The following is a 22,554-nucleotide window of genomic DNA, read 5'->3' on the forward strand; positions in this document are numbered from 1 at the left end:
CCGTTTTCGCGAATGATATAAGTTTTGAGATATGAAAAAAAAGTACTGCGCTGTTGTTTTATTCTTTTTATCACATCTGTGTTCTGCACAACGGAATGCTTTTCCCGATGTATTGAACCTGCGCACTGAAGTAACAGATGTAAAAAAAATACTGCCTTCCGTGTTTAGCGATATGGGCGCCTGGTATGCTTATGCATTACCGGAAAAAAAAGAACACTACGGTGCTTTTATCGGGCCGCTGTTAATGGATATGAACGGGAGGTGGCTGGCCAACACGCTGGCCCAGTTAAATATTGCCGAAAATGGAAAAGAAATTGATCTTTCCGCTGCCAGTCCGGCCATACATTATTACCCCGGTTTACTGGAGCAGCAATTGCAGGTGAATGAGTTGAAAATAACTTTACAGCTGATCTTTGTATCGCGTAACGAAGCATTGCTTCAGACTGAAATTGTGAATACCGGTAAACAACAACGGACATTAACGGTTGGCTACTCCGGTACAACAATGTTATCAACCGCAAAGATCAATGCCCTTCAAAATAGCATTGATATACATTTTAGTGATAGCGAACACCGGTTTATTATCGATTACCTGGCTGGCGGGAAGAGTCAGATACAAACGGATAATCAATCCTATACCGTTAGTTTTCCTGCTGTACATATAGCTGCGGGTAAAGCCGTTCAACTCCTGCAATCACAAAAGTTTTACCACCGATCAGCTGATATGCAGGTAAGGAAAAATACACTTTCTTTTTTACAGGCACTGAATAAAAATAAAATGCGATGGGATGCTTACCTGCAACAGTATTTTGCAAAAGCAGGGCCGCTGAATAATGATAAAAAACGCCTCGCTGTAAAATCCATAATAACATTAATGACCAACTGGCGCAGCCGTTCAAAAGATATTTTACATGACGGTGTTTTTCCTTCTGTTAATTACCAGGGATTTTATGGTGTATGGAGCTGGGATAGCTGGAAACAGGCTGTTGCCTTGGGGTATTTTAACCAGCAACTTGCCCAAAATAATATCAGGAGCATGTTTGATTACCAGGATGAACACGGTATGGTGGCCGACTGTATTTATACAGATAAAAAAGAAAATAACTGGCGCGATACCAAGCCGCCACTGGCGGCATGGGCTGTACGGGAAATAAGCCGCTATGCAAAGGATAACAGTTTTATAAAAGAAATGTACCCCAAACTGGTGAAGTATCATCAATGGTGGTATAAAAACAGGGATCATGATAAAAACGGTCTGTGTGAATATGGCTCCACCGATGGAACAAGGATCGCCGCCGCATGGGAGAGTGGTATGGATAATGCAGTGCGCTTTGATAGTGCTGTGATGATGAAAAACAACCCCGGTGCCTGGTCGCTTAACCAGGAAAGTGTAGACCTGAATGCGTATCTCTATGCCGAGAAATTATACCTTGCAGCATTAGCCACAAGTATTAATAAAATAGCGGAAGCAGAAAAGTGGAAAAAAGAAGCGAAGGAATTGGGTGAGCTGATCAACAAACGTTTCTATAATACAGCCAAGGGTTATTATTATGACAAACTGTTTAATACAGAAACTGCTATTGAAACAGAAGGCCCGGAAGGCTGGATACCTTTATGGGCCGGTATTGCTAATAAGGAACAGGCTGCTTCGGTAAAAAACATCATGGTGAATGAAACAAAATTCAATACAAAAGTGCCATTGCCTACGCTGACCGCGGATCATCCTAAATTTAATCCCCGGAAAGGATATTGGCGTGGCCCTGTTTGGCTGGACCAGTTTTATTTCGGGGTTGAAGGGCTGAAGCAATATGGGTATACTTCATTAGCGAAAGAGCTGACTGATAAATTATTACTGAACGGGGAGGGAATACTTACAGACACGCCATTGTTTGAAAACTACCATCCCGTTACCGGCGAAGGATTGAACGCTAAAAATTTCAGCTGGTCCGCCGCACATATTTTAATGTTATTAAAATCAAATTAAACACATTGTCATGCATTTTAGTGAAACCGTTATCCGGCAACTGGCGAATGACCAATACCGCCTGGATGTAAAAGTAAGCCGGCTGAAAGGATATGATGAAGAGAATTTTTTACTGGAAGACAGTGTGGGAAAAAAGTATATCCTGAAAGTAGCAACGGAAAACCATCACTACGGTTTTATTGCAGCGCAGGTAGCTATTTTACAACATCTTTCCGGAACGGGTATGAAGGACATGTTCCAGCAAATTGTACCCGATATACAGGGCGATCCTATATCAGTTGTAAAATATTCCGGTGCTGTTTATTATATCAGGGTGCTTACTTACCTGGATGGAACATTCTGGGCTGATAATAAAGACCGTAGTGATGCATTATATACCGACCTGGGTACTTTTTTGGGTAAGATGGATAAGGGCTTACAACATTTTTCACATGCTGCCATACACCGGCATTATACCTGGGATGTGGCCAACGCCATCGATGCTTATACGAATGTAAAATATATAAAGGATCATGAACTGCGCAGGATGGTCGGCTATTTTTTACTGCAGTTTGAAACAGAAGTAGCACCCTTTCTCTCTTCGTTACGGCAGGCCTATATTCATAATGATGCAAATGACCTGAATATTTTAGTTGGGAATGACAGGATAAAAGGGCTGATCGATTTTGGTGATATGGTGTACAGCGCCCTGGTCAATAACCTGGCCATTGCCTGTACCTATGCTATGTTTGATACGGCCGACCCTTTACATGTAGCTGGTAAAATAGTGGGAGGGTATCACAGGGAGTACCCTTTGACAATGCAGGAAACGGACCTGCTTTATTACCTGGTAGCCGCCAGGTTGTGCATCAGCCTTACACAATCGGCCTATAATGCTTCGTTAAGCTCACAGAATGAGCATCATTTTGTGTCGGAAAAACAGGCCCGGGATTTATTATACCGGCTCATCAAAATAAACCCGGTAAAGGCACAGGATGGTTTCAGGTTGTCCTGCGGCTTTCCACCGTTAATTGATAAAACTGCCGGGTATGGTTCATTACTGAAGGAAAGAAAAAAACATATCGGCCGCAACCTGAGTATAAGTTACCGGCAGCCTTTAAAAATTGTAAAAGGCGCATTGCAGTATTTGTATGATGATCGGGGTAATACATTTGTGGATTGTGTTAATAATGTAAGCCATGTTGGGCATTGTCATCCTACAGTGGTTAAAGCGATGCAGAAACAAATCGCTATACTAAATACAAACACGAGGTATCTGAATGACAACATTACTGCGTATGCGAAAGCATTGATACAAACTTTACCGCCTAAACTTTCTGTATGTTATTTTACCAATTCGGGCAGTGAAGCGAATGACCTGGCCATAAGAATGAGCCGGCATTTTACCAAACAACAGGATGTGATTGTGTTAGATCATGCTTACCATGGAACAACAACTGTTGCCATGGAAATGAGTCCTTATAAGTTTGACGGGAAAGGCGGGTTTGCACAAAAGCCATATATCCACAAAGCCGTTTCTCCCGATCTATACCGGGGTGAATTCCGCTATCAGCACGAAGATGCCGGCAGTAAATATGCCGGTTCCGTTAAAAACATTATTGAACAGTTATCTGCAGCTGACAAAGGTGTTGCGGCCTTTATCTGCGAAACACTTTTGGGCGTGGGTGGTCAGATACCTTTGCCCGCAAACTACCTGAAAGAAGTATATAGTTATGTGCAGGCAGCCGGTGGAATTTGCATAGCCGATGAGGTACAGGTTGGCTTTGGAAGAGTGGGTGAAAGGTTCTGGGGCTTTGAATTACAGGATGTAGAGCCGGATATAGTTGTCTTGGGAAAACCTATAGGGAACGGGCATCCGCTGGCGGCTGTGATTGTAACCGAAGAGATCGCGGAGCGCTTTAATAACGGAATGGAATATTTTAATACCTATGGGGGTAATCCTGTTTCCATGACCACGGGCTTGTCGGTATTAAATGTAATAAAGGATGAAAGCCTGCAGCAGCATGCGAAAGAAACCGGGGAACATCTCCTGCATTTGCTTAGGCTTTTAATGGATAAATACTCCATTATTGGCGATGTAAGGGGACATGGGCTGTTTATTGGCGCCGAACTGGTGCGTAGCCGGGAAACAAAAGAACCTGCCGTACAGGAGATCAATGAGATTGTTGAAAGGATGAAGGAGAAAGGATTTTTATTAAGTACAGACGGGCCTTTATATAATGTACTAAAAATAAAACCACCCCTGGTATTTAACAGGATCGATGCAACGGAAATGGTAGCAAAACTGGAAGAAGTATTGGAGGAGATGAATATGGATAAGGTATAAACCGGCAAGGCACTGATGACTGATACTGCATCATTTTTTTGAATTTTCCTTTTGCGTTTACAATGGGTACTTTTGTCACTAAAACGCACCCATGACAATTCGTGTATTACGTGTACTGACTTATTTACGCAAAAAACTACGTTTGCCGAATGACCCGGATAGTATCCGGCTGTCAACGGAGCGTATCAGGGACAGCGCTGAGATAGCGGGTGTAAACCTATGGGTACTGGTGATCGCTATTTTTATAGCCTGCCTGGGCTTAAATACCGATTCGGTAACCGTGGTAATCGGTGCCATGCTAATATCGCCGCTGATGGGTCCCATATCGGCCCTGGGTCTCGGCCTGGGTATTAATGATTGGGAACTCATTAAAAGAGCTTTGCGTAACCTGATCGTGGCGGCTTTATTATCACTCATTACATCTACACTGTTTTTTATCATTAGTCCCATGAAGGATGCGGGGCAGATGTTGTTATCACAAACTTCTCCTTCTTTATACGATGTGCTGATCGCTTTTTTTGGCGGCCTGGCAAGTATCATGGCCAGTTCCAGTAAATTAAGGGCCAGCAATGTAATACCCGGGGTGGCCATTGCTACTACTTTAATGATGCCTTTGTGTACCGCAGGTTATGGTATATCTATTGGAGAGTGGCGGTATATTGCCGGTGCCATTTATATGTTCTTTATCAACTCGGTATTTATCGGCACAGCCACTTTTTTAATGGTCAATCTTTTCGGTTATCCTAAAGTGAGTATTCATGACAGGAAAAAACGTAAACGCACCAGGACGGTGATTGCCACCTTGCTGGTGATTACCTTTATTCCAAGTGTGTACCTTACCTATCATATTGTTACCCGGTATTTTTTTGAAAAAAATGCCAATGCTTTCATTAAAAATGAAGTACAGGATAAGGACCATTTTGTGATCACCAAAAGATTGCTCTATAACCGGAATAAACCCGTTATTGAGTTGAGTATGCTGGGTCAGAATATTGACAGTATTCAGTATACCGAACTGGTAAAAAAAATGCCCGGTTATTTCCTGGGGCATGTAGGCCTGGTATTGTTCCAGGGACAGGATAGCAAGGTGGCTGCCAAATCATATTTTGACCAGGTAAGCAGTGGCCTGGAAATGAATAACGCGGCCATACAAAATTTATACAGGCGGGTGGACAGTCTGCAGAAAATAACTAACCAGCAGTTATACGTGGATAGCCTGGAATATAAAATAGCCAGGCTGGTACATACCATTGATACCAGTATACAAACCGTACGTGTGTCCAATATAATTGCGTATAATATGACTAAAGCCAGAAAAGATACCTCCTGGACGGCACAGTTACAGTTTAACAGAATTCCTGTTCCTGCTGATCGTAACAAGATGACCGAACTGGTAAAAGAAAAGCTGGGTTTACAAAATCTGCAGTTACGTTTCGATTAACTGATCATTTAAAATCAGTACTGCATCTTCCGTAATGAAGGGGCTTTGAACCAGGTGACTATTACTACACCAATGGTCATACAGCCGCCGAATACCACAGAAGGAATAACACCCAGCAACCTGGCCATGGTACCGCTTTCAAACTGCCCTAATTCATTACTGCTGTTAATGAACATAGAGCTTACGCTCATTACCCGGCCACGAACATGGTCCGGTGTTTTTAACTGCATGATGGTACCACGGGTTACCACGCTTACACCATCCATAATGCCTGCAATGACCAATGCCAGAAAAGAAAGTATAAACCATTTGGACAGGCCAAAAATAATAATGCAGACACCAAAGCCGGCTACTGCATACATGAGTTTTTTGCCCTGGTTGCGGCGCATAGGAAGGAAGGTTAAAGTAAGCACACTGATGATGGCGCCGATATCCGTAGCCGCATTTAACCAGCCAAAGCCTATAGAGCCTACTTTTAAAATATCCCTGGCATAGATGGGCACCAGTGCTACGGCACCACCAAATAATACGGCAAACAGGTCCAGTGACAAGGCACCTAATATCTCCTTGGTCTTAAATACAAAACGTAAGCCTTCGCTCATGCTTTGTAAAGTGGTTTGCTGGGCCGGCTTGGCTACCGGCGGCTGTCTTTTTAAAAATGCGAGTACAATCATTGAAACACTCATGATACTGCAAACAACAATGAGCGTATTGTGTATGCCAATAAAATGAATTAAAAAACCTCCGGTGGCATGGCCTGTAACGGATGCCGTTAAAAAAGCACCCTGGTTCCAGGTAATGGCATTTTGTAACAAATGCCGGGGTACGATACCCGCGATCATGGTACTGAAACTGGGCCCTACAAAGGAGCGTATCAGCCCCGTAATGACAAAGAGCCCATAGATACACCAGGCGATCTGTTTGTTTTTAAGGTGAGAGCCGATGTAACCGCCTGATAAAAACAACAACGCACCCGCTACACATACATACACAAATATGCTGCGTAACATCAGGTTGCGTTTTTCACTCCTGTCAATCACATGCCCGGCATACAGGGCCATGATAAAAGCCGGGATAAACTCTGACAGTCCCACCAGGCCAATGGCCAGCGGGTCGTTGGTCAGTTCGTAGATCCACCAGCCTACCACGGAAGTAATCATGCGCAGGGACATGACAAACATAAAACGGCCGGTAATGAGGTTTCGGTATTGAATCACCCTTAATGCAGCAAAAGGGTCGGAAGTAACCTGTTTGATGGAGGAGTCGTCATTCATAGCGGTGCAAAGGTAGTAGTTATTGGATTGTTCCAAAAGATCAAAGTCTTAAATGAGCAATAGGCAATGGACAATAGGCAATTGACAAATGATAGTTGACAAGTGACAATGGGCAATAAGCAATTGGCAAAAGAAGGCTGATTATTCATTGATCACTATTCTTTGCTGATCAGTGAACCGGAAGATGCAGTGTGCGACGCAAGGAACGATGATAGCATTTCTACAACCGATTACAAACTGATGGTATTCAGTATATAGTATTTAGTATACAGAAGGAAAACCTGATACAGCACGACAACCTCAAACCTTATACCTTAAACTTTAAACCCTTACGCGAAGAGGTATGCAATATCTTCCTCCGATAGGTTTTGTATAAATCCGTCATCGGTGGAGATAAGGTCGGCAGATAGCTTTTTCTTTTTGCTTTGTAACTGGATGATCTTTTCCTCTATACTATCCTTACAGATCATTTTATAGGCAAATACACTCTTGGTCTGGCCAATGCGGTGGGTACGGTCAATGGCCTGCTGCTGTACGGCCTCGTTCCACCAGGGGTCAAAGAGAAATACATAGTCGGCCGCCGTTAAGGTAATACCGGCATTACCGGCTTTCAGGCTGATGAGGAAAAGGTTGGTATCATTGTCTTCCTGCTGGAAAGCATTGACCATCTCCATTCTTTTTTCTGCCGGGGTTTGCCCGTCGAAATGGTAGTATTTGAGTTGTTTCTTTTGGGCCTGGCCGGCAATCAGGTTTAACATACTGGTGAACTGTGAAAACACCAGTACCTTATGCTTGGCCAGTAAATTATCCAGTTCTTCAAACAGTACCTGCATTTTAATGGATTCACTGGCCGTTCTATCCTCTTCGGGCAACAGGAGGGGAGAGTTACATACCTGTCTTAGTTTTAAGATACCCTGTATTACGGCCAGCTTGGCCTGGCCTACACCTTTTTGCTGAATATCGGTGAAGATATTGCCGCGTATCTGCTCCTTGATGCTTTCGTACATATCCCGCTGGCTGTTGCTCATTTCACACCAGAGCACTGTTTCCGTTTTTTCCGGCAGGTCGGTGGCTACCTGCTCCTTGGTGCGGCGTAATACAAAGGGCGCAATGATCTTTTGCAGGTACTGCATTTTCTCCTCATCGCCAAAACGGTCAATGGGATCAGCATATTCCTTTTTAAAGAACTCACGGTTGCCGAACATGCCGGGTAATACGGTGTTCAGCTGGGCGTACAGATCAAAGGTATTGTTCACTACCGGGGTACCACTGAGTGCAAAACAGTAGGTTGACCATATTTCACCCACAGCCCTGGTAATTTGTGCGGAAGGGTTTTTTATATTGTGGCTTTCATCAATGATCATAACCCCGAATTGTAAAGCTTTCAGTTTTTCTATATCTGAACGCAGGGTGCCATAGCTGGTAATGTATACCTGTACATTTTTATCCTGTAACACCGCATCATTTCTCTGGGCGCCATGGTGTACCGAAAGGTTTATACCCGGTAAAAATTTTTTAAACTCCTGTTCCCAGTTATATACCAGGGATGCGGGGCAAACAATGATATGTTGTTGCGAAGGGTTGGCTTCAATAACCGAAGCGATAAAACAAATGGTCTGTAATGTTTTACCAAGCCCCATATCATCGGCCAGGCAGCCACCTGCCCCGGCATCGGATAATAAACGCATCCATTCATATCCCTTTTGCTGGTAGCTTCTCAAATTGGCCTGTATAGCGGCTGGCGCAGTGTACACTGTTTCGCCTGCCAGCCATGCCTGCCAGCGTTTCCACCAGTTGCTATAGTTAATGGCGGGTTGTAAGGACAGGTTATCCCCATCCTGCAGCGGAATAGCCAGCCAGCTGGCAATGGTGAGCTCCTGTTTATTTACTTTGCCGTGTTTAACAAAAGTAGCGTACTGTTTATGCCAGTCATCGCCCAGCACACCCAGGCTGCCGTCTTTTAACAACACAGCTCTTTGCCCGGCAAGCAATATTTTCTGCAGTTCGTTCAGGGGTACCGTTTCGGTACCAAACTGTAATACAAATTTGATACGGATAAATTGTTCCGTGGCTTCCAGTTGTTCCATGGTGGTCACGGCCTTATGGGTGGAGTAGCGGAAATGTTTCAGCATGTCCATACCAAGCAGGTCAATGCCACTGGTCAGTAATTTATGATAGGCTTTTAAAAACCATTGTTTCTTTTGAGCTTCGGCAAAAGAAAGGTAATAATAACCGTTTTTCTGGTCGGGAAATTTAGGATGCAGGGCCTCTAACAGGTCCAGTAATTGTTTTTCCTGCGTTTCATTGCGGTTGATGGTCACCAGCTGTCCCTTTTCCGATAATTCGGTTACAGGTTGCCAGGCGCCCTCCATAATATATCCATCGTAACTCCATTGTGGGGTAAGCATTAAAAAGGAGCCACTTAATTCACTGAGTACCACCCGGCCAACCGGCTCTGTGTTAATGGTATTTTCGGTTTGCAGGCTATTACGTTTAACCGGGTACTTGCCTTCCAGCTCCAGTAAAATATATTGTATCAGGTCGGCCGGATTGTAAGCATATTGTTCAGGTTGTTGCTGGCGCAGCCATTCCAGGGTCTGGTAATCGCCGAAGTATAAGATGAAATACTCATTGCCGCTTTCCAGCAAAAAATATTTACGCGTAAAGCTGTCCAGCGCAAACGGGGTTCCGTTAATATTGATCCAGGTGGTAAGATAATAGCCATCGTCCCGGCTCTCCACTTCAAAACTTAATTGCGGCCGGTAAGGGCTGATGCTGCAGGGAGCTGTAAGCCAGCGTTTTTTATCCAGCAGTTCACGGGTATGATACCATTTGACCAGCGGTATAAAGGGCTTGGCATCCAGTAGCCGGTCATAATAATATTTTAACAGCTGCTGTTGCTGGAATTGCTGGAAGGGGAGAGGACTTTTTTGGAGGTTATACCGTTGTTTGATCTCGCTTACCGCTTTATCCATATTATCGTCGCTAAAGCTGGCGAACGCTTTTAATGCCTCCTGTGGTAAGTGGCCAAACTGTTGCTGTAAGCTTTTGTTTACAATGGCGTTAGATGCATATACAGGAGGTTTGGCCTCCTTGTCCACCTTTAATAATTGTACAAACCCTTTCGGTGTATCAATCTTATGTGCAAACAGTATCAGTGCGTTATTCGTCTTATTACTCGCCATTACCTTCTTCTTATATAAAAATGGGTGGCAAACTTATAACAACCGGCCTGTAATCGGAAATAATAATATCAACGCCCCGGCCCTTAAATATTTAAAAAAATGATAATTGGTAGCCCAAATCCAATGGGTTAACATTATCTTCAACCTACCTTATCAACTGACAAATTCGAACTGTTTATTATGATTATTCTTGAAACTGAACGATTGTATATCAGGGAATTTACTTACGATGATGCTCCGTTTATTATTGAACTGGTAAATAATCCCACCTGGCTTGAATTTATTGGCGATAGAAATGTGAATAACCTGGAGGATGCTCACCGTTACATGCGGGATAAGATCATCTACCTGTACCAGCAGTATGGGTACGGCCCCTGGTTGCTGGAAGATAAGCATACCCATGAATCCATCGGCATGTGCGGGCTGATCAACCGTGATTTCCTGCTCCACACGGATATAGGTTATGCTTTGCTGCCTGGCTTTACGGGCAAGGGACTTGCTTTTGAAGCGGCTAAGGCGGTGCTGGACTATGGTTACGGGGTATTGCAACTGCCGGCCATTGTGGCCATAACCTTACCCACCAATACAGCTTCTATCAGGTTATTGCAAAAACTGGGGATGCAAAGCAGCAGCAGTATACAGCCTCCGCAGAGTCCTAATACCCTCAGCCTCTTTGAGCCGGTAACGGTAAATAACTGAGTAAAACAGTTTTTTCTATAAAAACAGTAGGATAATGAGTTTACTGTGCTTATCTTAGAATGGTACTAGCAACAAAATACAGGCGTTTTATAAAAAACTTGCTATAATTTTTTGTTGAACCACTGTATTCGTTGTAATTTCATTTTTACTTCATTACCTATCATTCCAACTAAAAAAACATTGATGTATGGCAACAAAGAAAAAAGCCAAACCTTCACCTGCTAAAAAGAAAGCAGCTCCTAAAAAAGCTGTGAAAAAGGCAGCGCCCAAAAAAGCCGCTAAGAAGGCAGCTCCTAAAAAAGCTGTAAAAAAAGCCGCTCCCAAAAAAGTGGTTAAAAAAGCTGTGAAAAAGGCAGCGCCTAAAAAAACTGCTAAAAAAGCCGCCCCCAAGAAGGCTGCAAAAAAAGCTGCTCCTAAAAAGGCGGTAAAAAAAGCAGTGAAAAAAGCCGCGAAGAAAGTTGTTGCCAAAAAGAAAATAGCTACTAAAAAAGCCGCCCCTAAAAAGACTGCAAAAAAAGCCGCTCCTAAAAAGGCAGTAAAAAAAGCAGCACCTAAAGCCGCTCCTAAAAAAGTGGTGAAGAAAGCAGTTCCTAAAAAAGTGGCTCCCAAAAAAGCTGCTCCTAAAAAGGCGGTAAAAAAAGCGGCCCCTGCTAAGCCGGTAAAACAACCAGAAGCAAAAGAGGTGTTTGAACCTAAAATTGCCCCGGCTCCGGAAGAAACACCGGCTCCTGTTGAAGAAGCGCCGGTAGCTGAAAACCGCCCCGCGGTACAGACCGACCTGTTTGACGCTCCTCCTTCTCCTGTTGCAGGTGAAGATGAAAAAACAGAAGAAGCTCCTTTATAAGGAGTTTTGGAACGATAAATAAAAGGTCCGGTTTTCGCCGGACCTTTTTTATGCTATTCAAATAAAATTACCTGTTTTACCTGCTTATAAAAGACTGCCGCTTAAGAACAGGTAGGCTACCGAAAAATAAATGATCAACCCTGTTACATCTACCAAGGTAGCTACAAAGGGAGTACTGGAAGCAGCAGGGTCAGCCCCCAGCCTTTTTAATAATAAAGGCAGCATAGACCCCATTAAGGAGCCCCACATGACAATGCCCAGCAGGGAGCAGCCAACAGTTAAACCAATTGACATATAGTGTAAGCCGAAGGTTTGGGGCGATAATAAATGCCAGGTATAAATAATGGTTACGCCAAGTGTGCACAGGGTAATGCCCAGCATAAAGCCTGAAAGAATTTCACGGCGCATGATCCGCCACCAATCGGCAATGGTTACTTCGCCCAGGGCCATGGCCTGTATAATAAGGGTAGAAGCCTGTGAACCGCTGTTGCCGCCACTGGAAATGATAAGGGGAATAAAGGTGGCCAGTATCACCACTTTCGCAATCTCGTCCTGGAACTGTTGCATCGCCGATATAGTGATCAGCTCACCAAAAAAGAGGATGATCAGCCAGATGATCCTTTTTTTGTATAGTCTGAACAAGGGTATTTCAATATAGGGCTCTTCCAGTGCAGCCGTACCACCCATTTTTTGCATATCCTCCGTAAACTCCTCTTCCGCTACCCATAAAATATCGTCAATGGTTACAATACCCAGGAGTTTATTGCTGCCACTTACCACGGGCAGGGCCACCCGGTTATTCATTTTAAACACTTCACTCACCGTTTCCTGGTCATCTTCGGGGTGCAGGGCGATAAAACGGTCATCCATCAGCTCCGATACCTTTTTTTCCGGCGGGTTCAGGATAAACTCGTGAATGCGCAGGTCATCCAGCAGTTCCCCTTTTTTATTGATCACGTAAATAACGTTGATGGTCTCACTGTCCTTGCCATATTTACGGATGGTAGCAAAAACCTCCTCAATGGTATTATCGGGGTACACATACACGTAGTCAGGCGTCATCAAACGGCCGATACTGTTCTCGGGGTAACCTAACAGGGATAGGGTAACCCTGCGTTCCTGCGGATCCAGTAACTTGATCAGTTCCCTCACCGCATTACTGGGTAATTCCTCTAAAAAGTCGGTGCGGTCATCCGCCGGCAGTTCATTCAGTAATGAGGCTACAGTATTGGGCGGGAGGTCCTGGATAATGCTTTTCTGGGTGGTGATCTCTAAGATCTTAAATACGCTGGCAGCCCGGTGTACCGACATGCCGGCAATGATACTACTCTCATAATCAGGAAATTCATACACCAGGTCAGCCACATCACTGATGTTCTGGTGGTTTAAAAACTCCTTAATTGCCAGCTTGTCCTCCGTTTTAATAACGGCCTCAAACTGCTCTTTGATCGTCAGATCGGTATCGTACATCTCGGACATGCCCCAAAATTAAGGGAATGCGGTCGGCATGAAAACCCCCGTTCATAAAAAAAAATGTAAACTTAACGCAAACGAAAAACCATTTACTTTGGGGTTATGATTTTATCCAGTTTATTTATTGCCCGTACTGACAATATGGGAAGGGGCGTTTTTACCAATCAAGCCATCGATGCAGGTGAAGTAATTGAAGTATCACCCGTTATTGTGATGAGTGATGCCGAAAGGGAAAAGCTGGATGCTACCACCTTACACGATTATATTTTTGAATGGGACGGGCATAATGGCATGCAGTGTTGCATGGCCATGGGCTGGGTACCCGTGTACAACCATTCCTATACTGCCAACTGCGATTATGATATGGATTACGATGAAGAAAACATCATTATTAAAACCGTTCGTCCCATACAGGCAGGCGAACAGTTATTCATCAATTACAATGGTGAGTGGAATGATGAGAAACCGATCTGGTTTGATGTAAAGGTTTAAAGTTTAAGGTTTCGGGTTTAAGGTTGTCGTGCCGGATTGTAAAGGGTTCAAAAAGTTCAAAGTTCAAGAGGTTCAAGGTTGTCGTGCTGTATCAGGTTTTCCTTCTGTATACTAAATACTATATACTGAATACCATCAGTTTGTAATCGGCTGTAATTCCCTGATCGGGCTGCTGTTGCGACGCTCCGTTCATCCTTCGTTTCGTTAATCGGCAGTGAAAAGTGGGTAATACGTAATGAGCCTGTTCTTGCCAATTGCTTATTGCCCATTGTCAACTGTCCATTTACTTAAACGATCAGCTTATGCTCATACGCATACTTAATTAACCCTATCACAGAGTTGGTGCCCGTTTTGCGGAAGATATTCTTGCGGTGTGTCTCCACGGTGCGTTCGCTGATGAATAAAGCATCGGCTATCTGGCGGTTATTGTACTCTTTTTCTATCAGGCGGGTAATTTCTATTTCTCTTTCGGTAAGGTGTACTTCGGGTAATTGTTTTTTACGGGTGCTGTTTTTATCAAGTTCGTTCAGTACATCTTCCTGGAAATACATACCGCCGCCGGCAATTTTCTTCAGGGCGGTTACCAGCTCCTGTTTGCCGATATTCTTTAACACATAACCCGATATATCGGCCTGGTTGATCATTTCATCCACCACATCACCTGCACCGCTCATGGAAAGCGCCAATATTTTTACCTGCGGAAATTGTTGTTTTACCAGCTTGGCCAGTTCATTACCCGGCAGCCCCGGCATCATGACATCCGTTAATAAAATATCTACATGGTTTTGCGATAAACGTTCAATCACCGTATGGGGGTCCGTTGTAGCAAAAACAAAATCGTAGCAATCATAACCCTTTAAAAGGGCCAGTATACCATCAATTACAATCTGGTGGTCATCTACAATGGCGAGGGCTATTTTGTCTGCTTTCATGCGTGGTAATTGCAATGTACTACAATTTATCGGTTTCGTTCAGGGGTACATGTATGGCTACCAGTGTACCCTTGTCAGGTGTGGCGTCAAAGTCAACCGTACCTTTTAAAAATTGTACACGGGTAATGATATTCTTTAATCCAATGCCGTCAAAATTGGCTTTATTATTCGTGTCAAAACCTTTGCCATTATCCTCGATAGTTGCGCTGATGCCGTCGCCATCCCGCATCACTGATATATCGAGGGTATTGGCGCCGGAATGTTTGATCACGTTGTTCACACATTCCTGTATCACCCGGTAAAAAACGGCCTCTACATTGGCGTCAATACGTTTATCCAAACCTTCGGTATACAGGTGTACCTGTAAGGCTTTTTTATCCAGTTTGTCAATAAAATCCCTGATAGCCGCTGCCAGGCTGTTCTTGAGCAAGGCATTGGGCATCATATTGTGCGACACGCTGCGTATCTCTTTGCAGCTGTCATCTACCAAAGCGATAATGCGTCCTAATGATTCTTTCTGTTGTGGTGGCACCGAGGTTACTTCAGATTCAAAGGCCGATAAATTCATTTTTGCAGCACTCATCATCTGGCCGATACCATCGTGCAGGTCACGGGCTATACGCTGCCTTTCCTGTTCTTCCGCTTCCATCACGGCTTTGGTGGCCAGGTCCTGCTGTTTCATAATAGTGGCCTGCAGCGCCGCTTTTTGCTGCAGTTGTTTACGGCGGTAGAAGGAGTAGGCCAGCAGGCTGCCCAATACCAGTAAGCCGCTGATGCCCGCTATCCAGTAATTACGGCGGGTAATGGAGAATTCTTTTTGTTTGATATCAAACTCCTGCTGCTGGATCGTTTTCTCTTTTTCCAGGGTTTTGTACTTGCGGTCCAGGTCGGCAAAATTCTGACCCAGTTCATCCGTATACAGGGAGTCGCGGGTGTTAACATACTCTTTCAGCATCTCCAGCGACCGGGCATGCTGGCCCTGGTTTTCATACAAACCGGATAAGGACAGGTATACTTTATTTACCTCGGGTAGAGTATTTACCGCCTGCAGGCCCAGCTTGAGGGCATTGTTTAAATACAGCTCCGCAGAGTCGTACTGTTGTTTATTCGTATAAACGGTGCCCAGGTTATTGAGGCAGCTCACCATACCTTTTGTGTCTTTTAACTGCTGCCGCAGGCTCAATGATTCCTGTATCAGGGGAATGGCTTCATTATATCTCTTGGTGTCCGTAAACAAAGTACCCAGGTTATTCAGGGCATTGGACAGGTATTCCTTATCGCCGATGATACGGGTAATGTCCACTGCTTTACGGTAATAGCTTTCGGCCTGGGGAAAATCTTTTTCCAGCAGGTAAATATTGGCAATATTCACATAAGAGCCGGCCAGCCCGTAATTATCGCCCATTTTTTCTTTAATGGCAATGGATTGTTTCTGGTAACTGATGGCTTCCTGGTAGCGACCCATATTCTGGTTCAGGATACCGATATTATTCAGGGAATAGGAGACACCCTGGTCGTTATTGAACTTTTTAAAAAGCTCCAGTGCTTTCAGCTGGTAATCCAGTGATTTATCAAACAAACCCTGGCGCTGGTATACAATACCGATTTTGTTGTACAGTTTGGCTACACCCAGTTCATCCTTTAACTGGTTACGCATCTGCACCGCCTGTTCATATAAATGCACAGCGGTATCGTATTGTTCTTTATCGTAGTAAATAATGCCCAGGTCATTATAGGCTTGCGCAATACCCTTTAAGTAATTTATTTGCTTTCCCAGGGCGATGGCCTTGTTGCCGTAGGCAATGGCTTTTTCGCCATCTACCAGGCGGTATTGCCAGGTTAATTCGTTATACGTGGCAACCAGGGCGCTGTCTTTTTGCCGGGGAATGAGTTTTTCCAGGCTATCCAGTATGGCTTTATTCTTTTGGGCATACAGCAATGCCGGTATCCCGGTGCAAAGGAGGAGGGTAATGGCTTTAAACATGTGAGTTTTGGTTTGGGCAATGCGAAGATAGGCAGGATTTTAAATCTTAGATCTCAGGCCTGAGATCTAAGATTTAAAAAATCAATTACAGGCCGAGGACCTCTTTCATCCCAAAAATGCCCTTTTTGTCCTGTATAAATTCTGCGGCTATTACGGCGCCGGTGGCAAAGCCTTCCCGGTTATGGGCGGTATGGATGATTTCGATATCATCAATGGACGAGGTATACCTGATATTATGGGTTCCGGGTGCGGGGTCTTCTCTTTTACTGATGATCACCAGGTCTTCCTCGTTACTGCTGTTTTCATTTACCCATTGTTTTTTGCTGGTGAGTGATTCCATTACCCCTTCGGCCAAAGTGATAGCGGTGCCGCTGGGTGCATCTTTTTTCTGGGTATGGTGGGTTTCTTCCAGTGCTACATGGTAGTTTTTATGCGGTGCCATCAGGGCGGCCAGCTTTTTATTCAGTTCAAAGAAAATATTGACGCCAACGCTAAAATTGCTGGCATACACAAAACTGCCGTTGGTCTCTTTTACCAGGGCGGTTATCTCCGGCATCCTTTCTGTCCAGCCGGTTGAGCCGCTCACCACGGGTACATGGTGTTGCAGGAGTTTGATAATATTGTCAAAAGCGCTGTGCGGGCCGGTAAACTCAATGGCCACATCGGCCCTGGCCAGGTTTTCGGCATTAAACTCGTGGGTATTGGTTTCGTCAATTTTCAGGACAATAGTATGTCCTCTTCCAATGGCAATAGCTTCAATGGCCTTGCCCATTTTCCCGTACCCGATAATTGCGATGTTCATTTTTAAGTTATAAGTAGTAAGTAATAAGTTTTAAGTCAGGCTAAAAGCTTAAAGCTGAAGGCTGAATGCTTAAGGCTAAGTGCTGATCAGCGAACGGGACGATGAACGGAGCGTCGCAAGTAAAGATCAATCAGGGCGCTTCAGCTGATTCAATAAAAAATAAAGCATTAAAACCTACCTATGGATTACCTGACTCAGGAAATCACCAATATGAAATCTTAAATCCCCAATCTGCGTGCTGACTTCTCCTATCAGACCTCTTTATTCTCCATCCAGCAGTTCCCGCTCAATTTCCTCCATCTGTACGATGTCCCAGGCTTCGCTTTGGGAGGGCACAACATTTAAGTGCTCCAAAAGTTCATTATCTGCCAAAAATGCTTCTACCGGCTTTTGCAGGCAACATATGACAAAAGACGCATTATTTTGGTAGAAATTTTGCTGTAATGCTGCTAGCTTTTCAGCAGCAGCATGGTCTACAGCCGTTACGTTCTCAAAATTAAGCACCACATTTTTAACTTCATTTTGTAAATAAGGCTGTATCTTTTGGGTAAGTTCCGCTGTCATACTAGCAGAAATATCGCCGTCGATCGGCGTGATGACATGAAATTTCTCTTTGGTATCTATTTTGACATTCATGATTGCAGGTTTATGAACATTAGGTTTATAATTATGCTAAAACAAGTACCAAATATATTTGTTAATATTGTATCAAACCATATAAGTACAAATGGATAATAATTTTTCAGCACAAGTTAAGGAGATCATATCGTTTAGTAGGGAGGAAGCGCTGCGATTGGGAAATGATTTCATAGGAACAGAACACCTGTTGCTTGGCCTTATCCGTGAGGGCGATAATACCGCTGTCAGGATATTGAAAAGCTTTAATGTTGATCTGTACGAGCTTCGAAAGGAAATTGAACTGGCCGTTAAGGATAAAACCGGGAAAAATATTGCCAATATCAACAGCCTGCCCCTGACAAGGCAAGCCGAGAAAGTAATACGGGTAACGGTTTTAGAGGCCAAGGCACTGAAAAGCTCCACCGTGGAAACAGAGCACCTTATGCTATCGATTTTGAAGAACAAAGAAAATATTGCTACTCAAATTTTAAATCAGTTTGACGTGGATTACGATTTATTCAGACAGGAACTGGGCATTGTTAAGTCTAACGATCCCCGGGCAGATTACGCCGACGAAAACGAAGACGATTTTGACGACGAAAAGAAATATGCACAACAAAAAGGCGGTTCGGGCAAACAGGGTGCGGCCAAGAGTAAAACCCCGGTTTTAGACAATTTTGGCCGTGATATTACCAAGTTGGCCGAATTAGGTACCCTTGACCCCATTGTAGGCCGTGAGGCCGAGATAGAGCGGGTGTCGCAGATATTGTCGCGCCGTAAAAAGAACAACCCTATTTTAATTGGTGAGCCGGGTGTGGGTAAAACCGCAATTGTGGAAGGCCTGGCGCTGCGCATTGTGCAGCGGAAAGTAAGCCGGGTATTGTTTGATAAAAGGGTAGTTTCCCTTGACCTGGCAGCCCTGGTGGCGGGTACAAAATACCGTGGCCAGTTTGAGGAGCGTATGAAAGCCATTATGAACGAATTAGAGAAAAACAGGGATGTGATCCTGTTCATTGATGAGCTGCATACCATTGTTGGTGCCGGTGGTGCCAGCGGTTCCCTGGATGCCTCCAATATATTTAAACCGGCCCTGGCCCGCGGTGAACTGCAATGCATTGGCGCCTCAACCTTAGATGAATACCGTCAGTATATTGAGAAAGACGGTGCTTTGGACAGGCGTTTCCAGAAAGTAATTATTGATCCGCCAAGCGTGGACGATACCATACAGATATTGAATAACATTAAAAGTAAGTACGAAGACTACCATAATGTTGTTTATGACCAGGAAGCCATTGATGCCTGCGTTAAATTAAGTGACCGCTATGTTACTGACCGTTTGTTGCCCGATAAGGCCATTGACGTGATGGACGAAGTAGGCGCCAGGGTGCATTTGAAAAATATTAATGTACCGGACAATATTGTAGAACTGGAAAAGAAAATAGAAGACGTTAAGGTAGAGAAAAATAAGGTAGTGAAAAGCCAGAAGTTTGAAGAAGCGGCTTCCCTGCGTGATGCGGAGAAAAGGCTGGCCGAACAACTGGAAAAAGCAAAAACAGACTGGGAAGAAGAAAGCAAACATAAACGTTACCCGATCACAGAAGAATCTATTGCAGAAGTGATCAGTATGATGACGGGTATACCGGTAAAACGTATGGTGGAGGCCGAGACCGACAAGTTGCGCAAAATGGGCGACGACATGAAGGGTATGGTGATAGGCCAGGACGAAGCCATTACCAAAGTGGTAAAAGCTATACAGCGTAACCGTGTTGGCTTAAAAGATCCTAAAAAACCCATTGGTACCTTTATATTCTTAGGTCCTACCGGTGTAGGTAAAACCGAGCTGGCCCGTTCGCTGGCACGCCACATGTTTGACTCGGAAGATGCGCTGATCCGTATTGATATGAGTGAATACATGGAGAAATTTACCGTAAGCCGTTTAATTGGTGCACCTCCGGGTTATGTTGGTTATGAAGAAGGCGGACAGCTGACCGAAAGGGTACGCCGTAAACCTTACAGTGTGATCCTGCTGGACGAGATTGAAAAAGCGCACCCCGATATTTATAATATTTTATTACAGGTATTGGATGATGGCCAGCTGACCGATGGTTTAGGCCGTAAGGTGAACTTTAAGAACAGTCTGATCATCATGACCTCTAATATTGGTGTACGCCAGTTGAAGGATTTTGGTGCAGGTGTGGGCTTTACCACGGCCGCCAAAATAGAGCATGAGGATGAGGCTAATAAAGCGGTGATTGAAAAAGCGCTGAAACGTACTTTCTCACCGGAGTTCCTCAACCGTATTGATGATGTGATCATCTTTAACAGCCTGACCAAGGACAATATTTACCTGATCATTGATATCCTGATGAAGGGTGTGATGAAAAGGATCAAAGACCTGGGCTTTGGCCTGGAGCTGACAGAAGAGGCAAAATCATTCCTGGCCGATAAAGGGTACGATGTACAGTTTGGTGCAAGACCTTTACACAGGGCTATTCAAAAATACCTGGAAGACCCGCTGGCGGAAGAAATTCTGAACATGAGCGTTAAACCCGGTGATACATTGATAGCCGAACTGGATAAGGAAAACGATAAAATAAAATTTATCTACAAACCCCAGGAAAAAGCATCGGAAGTATAAAGTAAAAACCGGAAACGATAAGTTCCGGGAAGTATAATAAAACAGATTGGGTAGTAAGTTAAAAGCTCCGGGTAAACCGGAGCTTTTTTATATTGTAGTATCATCACCGATACATGAAAATCATATTACTATCATTTTACCGTAATCTTGCCCACCGATACTTTACTTTTAATTAACCCGGTGTAGGTTTTTCCCACCAGGTACATATCCTTTCCAAAAATGGACGAAAGCCGGGGCATGGCAGTCGGAATACCGTCATTGGAAAAGAAAAGTTTTCGAGCTATTTTCCCGGTCGCCACATCAACGGTAACGGTAAAACAGCTGGATTTTTTATAGGTTTGAATTTTCTTTACTTTATTTCCGGGTTCAGTTACTGAACTATTATTAGTGTTATCGTTAAAAAAAAGTAGAATACTGTTATTTATTTGCATGCTGCCATAGCCTGCATAAAATGGGGTTGTGCTATTTGCAAAAAAACGATCCATTTTAATATCAAATGATAGTTGATCAGAGTTCCCGGTAAAGATTTCCAACTGATTTTTAGGTAACACTTTGATCCAGCCTATATTGTTATTGGCCTCTATTTTACTTATCATAATATCTCCACATTCATAAACCTGTGTTATTTGAGTATGTTGTTTACTACCAATGCCGTTTGTGTTGTATGAATAGCTGGTGCGCCGGTATTCATTATATTCTTCTGCCATTAGGATCAATCCTCCATCATTGGTAAAATAAATATTGCGGAAAACCATATTCCTGGAAAAACCTTCGTCCTCTTCTTTCTCTTTTTTTGCTGCTTCCCGTTCTTTCTTTTCAGCTTTAGTTTCTTCTTCGTCCTCACTGTCCTCCGTTTCTTTTACACTTGCTAACATCGACTGATCAATTGTTTTTTCAGTGGTGCTGATGACCTCACCGTTTAAGGTATTAATGCGCTGTACCAAAAGACCATCAATTGACTTATTCTTTTTATCGTTACTATAAAATGCAGCCAGTGCAATATGATGGTTCTTATCAAAAACTAATTTGGCGCTGTTTAACCACTTGCCATTAATAGTAGTGTTTAACTCTTTTTCAAGTACACCTTTATCATTGTACAAACTAATATTATAGCTGGCAAATGCTAAAAATTTAGCCTTCTTCTTTTTACCTTCCATAAATTCATAAGTACGGCCGATCAGGAATATTTTCTTTTCCGGGGTATAGATCAAATCTTCCAGCTTGTAACTGTCTTTATCGTACTGGTTGGTAATATTAATGGTTTTACCCAGTGCCTTTAGTTCCCTGGAAAACTCGGTTAACTGGTAGGTATTTTTATTGTTCGACTCAAGACTATTAACCACCAGGAATGTTGTACTGTCCGTGTTATAAGTAATTTTAAAATCGGCCCGGTCTTTTTTTGAATCTAAATTAATATTACTCAGTTCCTGCCATTCTTTAATAAGGTCACCTGAGTTTTTATCAACCTCTGCGGCATAAATTACCAGGTTATTATTTTTTTTACTTTCCGATGCAAAAGCAAACAATTTTTCCTGTAAAGCAAAGAACTGCATGAAGGATTTACCTTTCAGCTCTTTGTTATAATCTTTGTCATATACTTCGATTAAATTTTTATCCAGTTTAATTAGTTTGGCCGTATGTTTGGCCCAGGCTCCCATGATAAAAGAATTGACAAAATGCCCTTCCTGGAGATAAACACCGGATTTATCGGCATGAATAACCTGAAGGTCGGTACTGCCTTTGCCTATTTTAAATTCCTGGCCCCATTTAACAGAAGGGCGTTGTGCACAAAGTGTTACTGTTGTTAACAGGCATAGTAATAACAGGTACGGTCGCATAAAATTGGTGGCTGGTTGGTTTTG

The 22,554-nt window shown here is 43.5% G+C and carries 15 protein-coding genes; 7 read left to right on the forward strand and 8 right to left on the reverse strand.

The window, feature by feature from the left end; translation table 11 throughout:
- The first annotated feature begins 31 nt into the window (after positions 1 to 31).
- The 3 genes from ACFS6H_RS07585 (at position 32) to ACFS6H_RS07595 (ending at position 5,751) form a co-directional block, all read left to right on the forward strand.
- Positions 32 to 1,984, forward strand: coding sequence for an MGH1-like glycoside hydrolase domain-containing protein (locus ACFS6H_RS07585; protein ID WP_386096869.1), 1,953 nt, complete (start codon positions 32 to 34; stop codon positions 1,982 to 1,984).
- A gap of 10 nt (positions 1,985 to 1,994) precedes the next feature.
- A complete protein-coding gene (locus tag ACFS6H_RS07590; RefSeq protein ID WP_386096871.1) occupies positions 1,995 to 4,310 on the forward strand; it encodes an aminotransferase class III-fold pyridoxal phosphate-dependent enzyme in 2,316 nt (771 codons plus the stop codon).
- A 91-nt stretch (positions 4,311 to 4,401) separates the two neighbouring features.
- The gene (locus ACFS6H_RS07595) at positions 4,402 to 5,751 is read left to right on the forward strand and encodes a DUF389 domain-containing protein (protein ID WP_386096873.1); all 1,350 of its coding nucleotides are present in this window, start codon (positions 4,402 to 4,404) and stop codon (positions 5,749 to 5,751) included.
- A 14-nt stretch (positions 5,752 to 5,765) separates the two neighbouring features.
- On the opposite strand, the gene ACFS6H_RS07600 is transcribed toward ACFS6H_RS07595, so the two are convergent.
- Positions 5,766 to 7,061 (reverse strand): MFS transporter, encoded by a 1,296-nt coding sequence (locus ACFS6H_RS07600; protein ID WP_386096875.1) that lies wholly within the window; start codon positions 7,059 to 7,061, stop codon positions 5,766 to 5,768.
- 293 nt (positions 7,062 to 7,354) lie between these two features.
- Positions 7,355 to 10,210 carry a DEAD/DEAH box helicase gene (locus ACFS6H_RS07605; protein WP_386096877.1) on the reverse strand — a complete coding sequence of 952 codons (2,856 nt, stop codon included), beginning with the start codon at positions 10,208 to 10,210 and terminating at the stop codon, positions 7,355 to 7,357.
- Positions 10,211 to 10,390: 180 nt separating this feature from the next.
- Between ACFS6H_RS07605 and ACFS6H_RS07610 the strand changes: the two genes are divergently transcribed.
- Positions 10,391 to 10,909 carry a GNAT family N-acetyltransferase gene (locus ACFS6H_RS07610; protein WP_386096879.1) on the forward strand — a complete coding sequence of 173 codons (519 nt, stop codon included), beginning with the start codon at positions 10,391 to 10,393 and terminating at the stop codon, positions 10,907 to 10,909.
- A 187-nt stretch (positions 10,910 to 11,096) separates the two neighbouring features.
- Positions 11,097 to 11,753 (forward strand): hypothetical protein, encoded by a 657-nt coding sequence (locus tag ACFS6H_RS07615; protein WP_386096881.1) that lies wholly within the window; start codon positions 11,097 to 11,099, stop codon positions 11,751 to 11,753.
- Between the two features lie 84 nt (positions 11,754 to 11,837).
- Here ACFS6H_RS07615 and mgtE read toward each other — a convergent pair whose 3' ends face one another.
- Entirely contained in the window at positions 11,838 to 13,232 is a 1,395-nt protein-coding gene (gene mgtE, locus ACFS6H_RS07620) for a magnesium transporter (RefSeq protein WP_386096883.1), read from the reverse strand.
- 96 nt (positions 13,233 to 13,328) lie between these two features.
- On the opposite strand from mgtE, the gene ACFS6H_RS07625 reads away from it, so the two are divergent.
- Positions 13,329 to 13,718: an SET domain-containing protein-lysine N-methyltransferase gene (locus ACFS6H_RS07625; protein WP_386096886.1), complete on the forward strand. Its 390-nt coding sequence runs from the start codon at positions 13,329 to 13,331 to the stop codon at positions 13,716 to 13,718.
- A 287-nt stretch (positions 13,719 to 14,005) separates the two neighbouring features.
- Here the strand turns inward: ACFS6H_RS07625 and ACFS6H_RS07630 are convergent, their stop codons facing one another.
- From ACFS6H_RS07630 to ACFS6H_RS07645, 4 genes are all read right to left on the reverse strand, one after another.
- A complete protein-coding gene (locus ACFS6H_RS07630) occupies positions 14,006 to 14,650 on the reverse strand; it encodes a response regulator (protein ID WP_386096888.1) in 645 nt (214 codons plus the stop codon).
- A 19-nt stretch (positions 14,651 to 14,669) separates the two neighbouring features.
- Positions 14,670 to 16,634 (reverse strand): ATP-binding protein, encoded by a 1,965-nt coding sequence (locus ACFS6H_RS07635; RefSeq protein ID WP_386096890.1) that lies wholly within the window; start codon positions 16,632 to 16,634, stop codon positions 14,670 to 14,672.
- An 85-nt stretch (positions 16,635 to 16,719) separates the two neighbouring features.
- Positions 16,720 to 17,436, reverse strand: coding sequence for a 4-hydroxy-tetrahydrodipicolinate reductase (gene dapB / locus ACFS6H_RS07640; protein ID WP_386096892.1), 717 nt, complete (start codon positions 17,434 to 17,436; stop codon positions 16,720 to 16,722).
- A gap of 261 nt (positions 17,437 to 17,697) precedes the next feature.
- Positions 17,698 to 18,072: an STAS domain-containing protein gene (locus tag ACFS6H_RS07645; RefSeq protein ID WP_386096894.1), complete on the reverse strand. Its 375-nt coding sequence runs from the start codon at positions 18,070 to 18,072 to the stop codon at positions 17,698 to 17,700.
- A gap of 91 nt (positions 18,073 to 18,163) precedes the next feature.
- Here ACFS6H_RS07645 and ACFS6H_RS07650 point away from each other — a divergent pair, with 91 nt between their 5' ends.
- Complete coding sequence (locus tag ACFS6H_RS07650; RefSeq protein WP_386096896.1) at positions 18,164 to 20,692, forward strand: ATP-dependent Clp protease ATP-binding subunit; 2,529 nt, start codon at positions 18,164 to 18,166, stop codon at positions 20,690 to 20,692.
- Positions 20,693 to 20,823: 131 nt separating this feature from the next.
- On the opposite strand, the gene ACFS6H_RS07655 is transcribed toward ACFS6H_RS07650, so the two are convergent.
- A complete protein-coding gene (locus tag ACFS6H_RS07655; protein WP_386096898.1) occupies positions 20,824 to 22,530 on the reverse strand; it encodes a hypothetical protein in 1,707 nt (568 codons plus the stop codon).
- Between the last annotated feature and the right edge of the window lie 24 nt (positions 22,531 to 22,554).

Source organism: Terrimonas rubra (assembly GCF_042686025.1).
Lineage (GTDB): Bacteria > Bacteroidota > Bacteroidia > Chitinophagales > Chitinophagaceae > Terrimonas > Terrimonas rubra.

Excerpts from the sequence above, each read along its gene's own strand:
- ACFS6H_RS07585 (WP_386096869.1), top strand. The coding sequence starts at position 32 with ATGAAAAAAAAGTACTGCGCTGTTGTTTTATTCTTTTTATCACATCTG.
- ACFS6H_RS07590 (WP_386096871.1), top strand. The coding sequence starts at position 1,995 with ATGCATTTTAGTGAAACCGTTATCCGGCAACTGGCGAATGACCAATAC.
- ACFS6H_RS07635 (WP_386096890.1), bottom strand. The coding sequence starts at position 16,634 with ATGTTTAAAGCCATTACCCTCCTCCTTTGCACCGGGATACCGGCATTG.
- ACFS6H_RS07610 (WP_386096879.1), top strand. The coding sequence starts at position 10,391 with ATGATTATTCTTGAAACTGAACGATTGTATATCAGGGAATTTACTTAC.
- mgtE (WP_386096883.1), bottom strand. The coding sequence starts at position 13,232 with ATGTCCGAGATGTACGATACCGATCTGACGATCAAAGAGCAGTTTGAG.
- ACFS6H_RS07645 (WP_386096894.1), bottom strand. The coding sequence starts at position 18,072 with ATGAATGTCAAAATAGATACCAAAGAGAAATTTCATGTCATCACGCCG.
- ACFS6H_RS07655 (WP_386096898.1), bottom strand. The coding sequence starts at position 22,530 with ATGCGACCGTACCTGTTATTACTATGCCTGTTAACAACAGTAACACTT.
- ACFS6H_RS07605 (WP_386096877.1), bottom strand. The coding sequence starts at position 10,210 with ATGGCGAGTAATAAGACGAATAACGCACTGATACTGTTTGCACATAAG.
- dapB (WP_386096892.1), bottom strand. The coding sequence starts at position 17,436 with ATGAACATCGCAATTATCGGGTACGGGAAAATGGGCAAGGCCATTGAA.
- ACFS6H_RS07615 (WP_386096881.1), top strand. The coding sequence starts at position 11,097 with ATGGCAACAAAGAAAAAAGCCAAACCTTCACCTGCTAAAAAGAAAGCA.
- ACFS6H_RS07625 (WP_386096886.1), top strand. The coding sequence starts at position 13,329 with ATGATTTTATCCAGTTTATTTATTGCCCGTACTGACAATATGGGAAGG.
- ACFS6H_RS07595 (WP_386096873.1), top strand. The coding sequence starts at position 4,402 with ATGACAATTCGTGTATTACGTGTACTGACTTATTTACGCAAAAAACTA.
- ACFS6H_RS07650 (WP_386096896.1), top strand. The coding sequence starts at position 18,164 with ATGGATAATAATTTTTCAGCACAAGTTAAGGAGATCATATCGTTTAGT.
- ACFS6H_RS07630 (WP_386096888.1), bottom strand. The coding sequence starts at position 14,650 with ATGAAAGCAGACAAAATAGCCCTCGCCATTGTAGATGACCACCAGATT.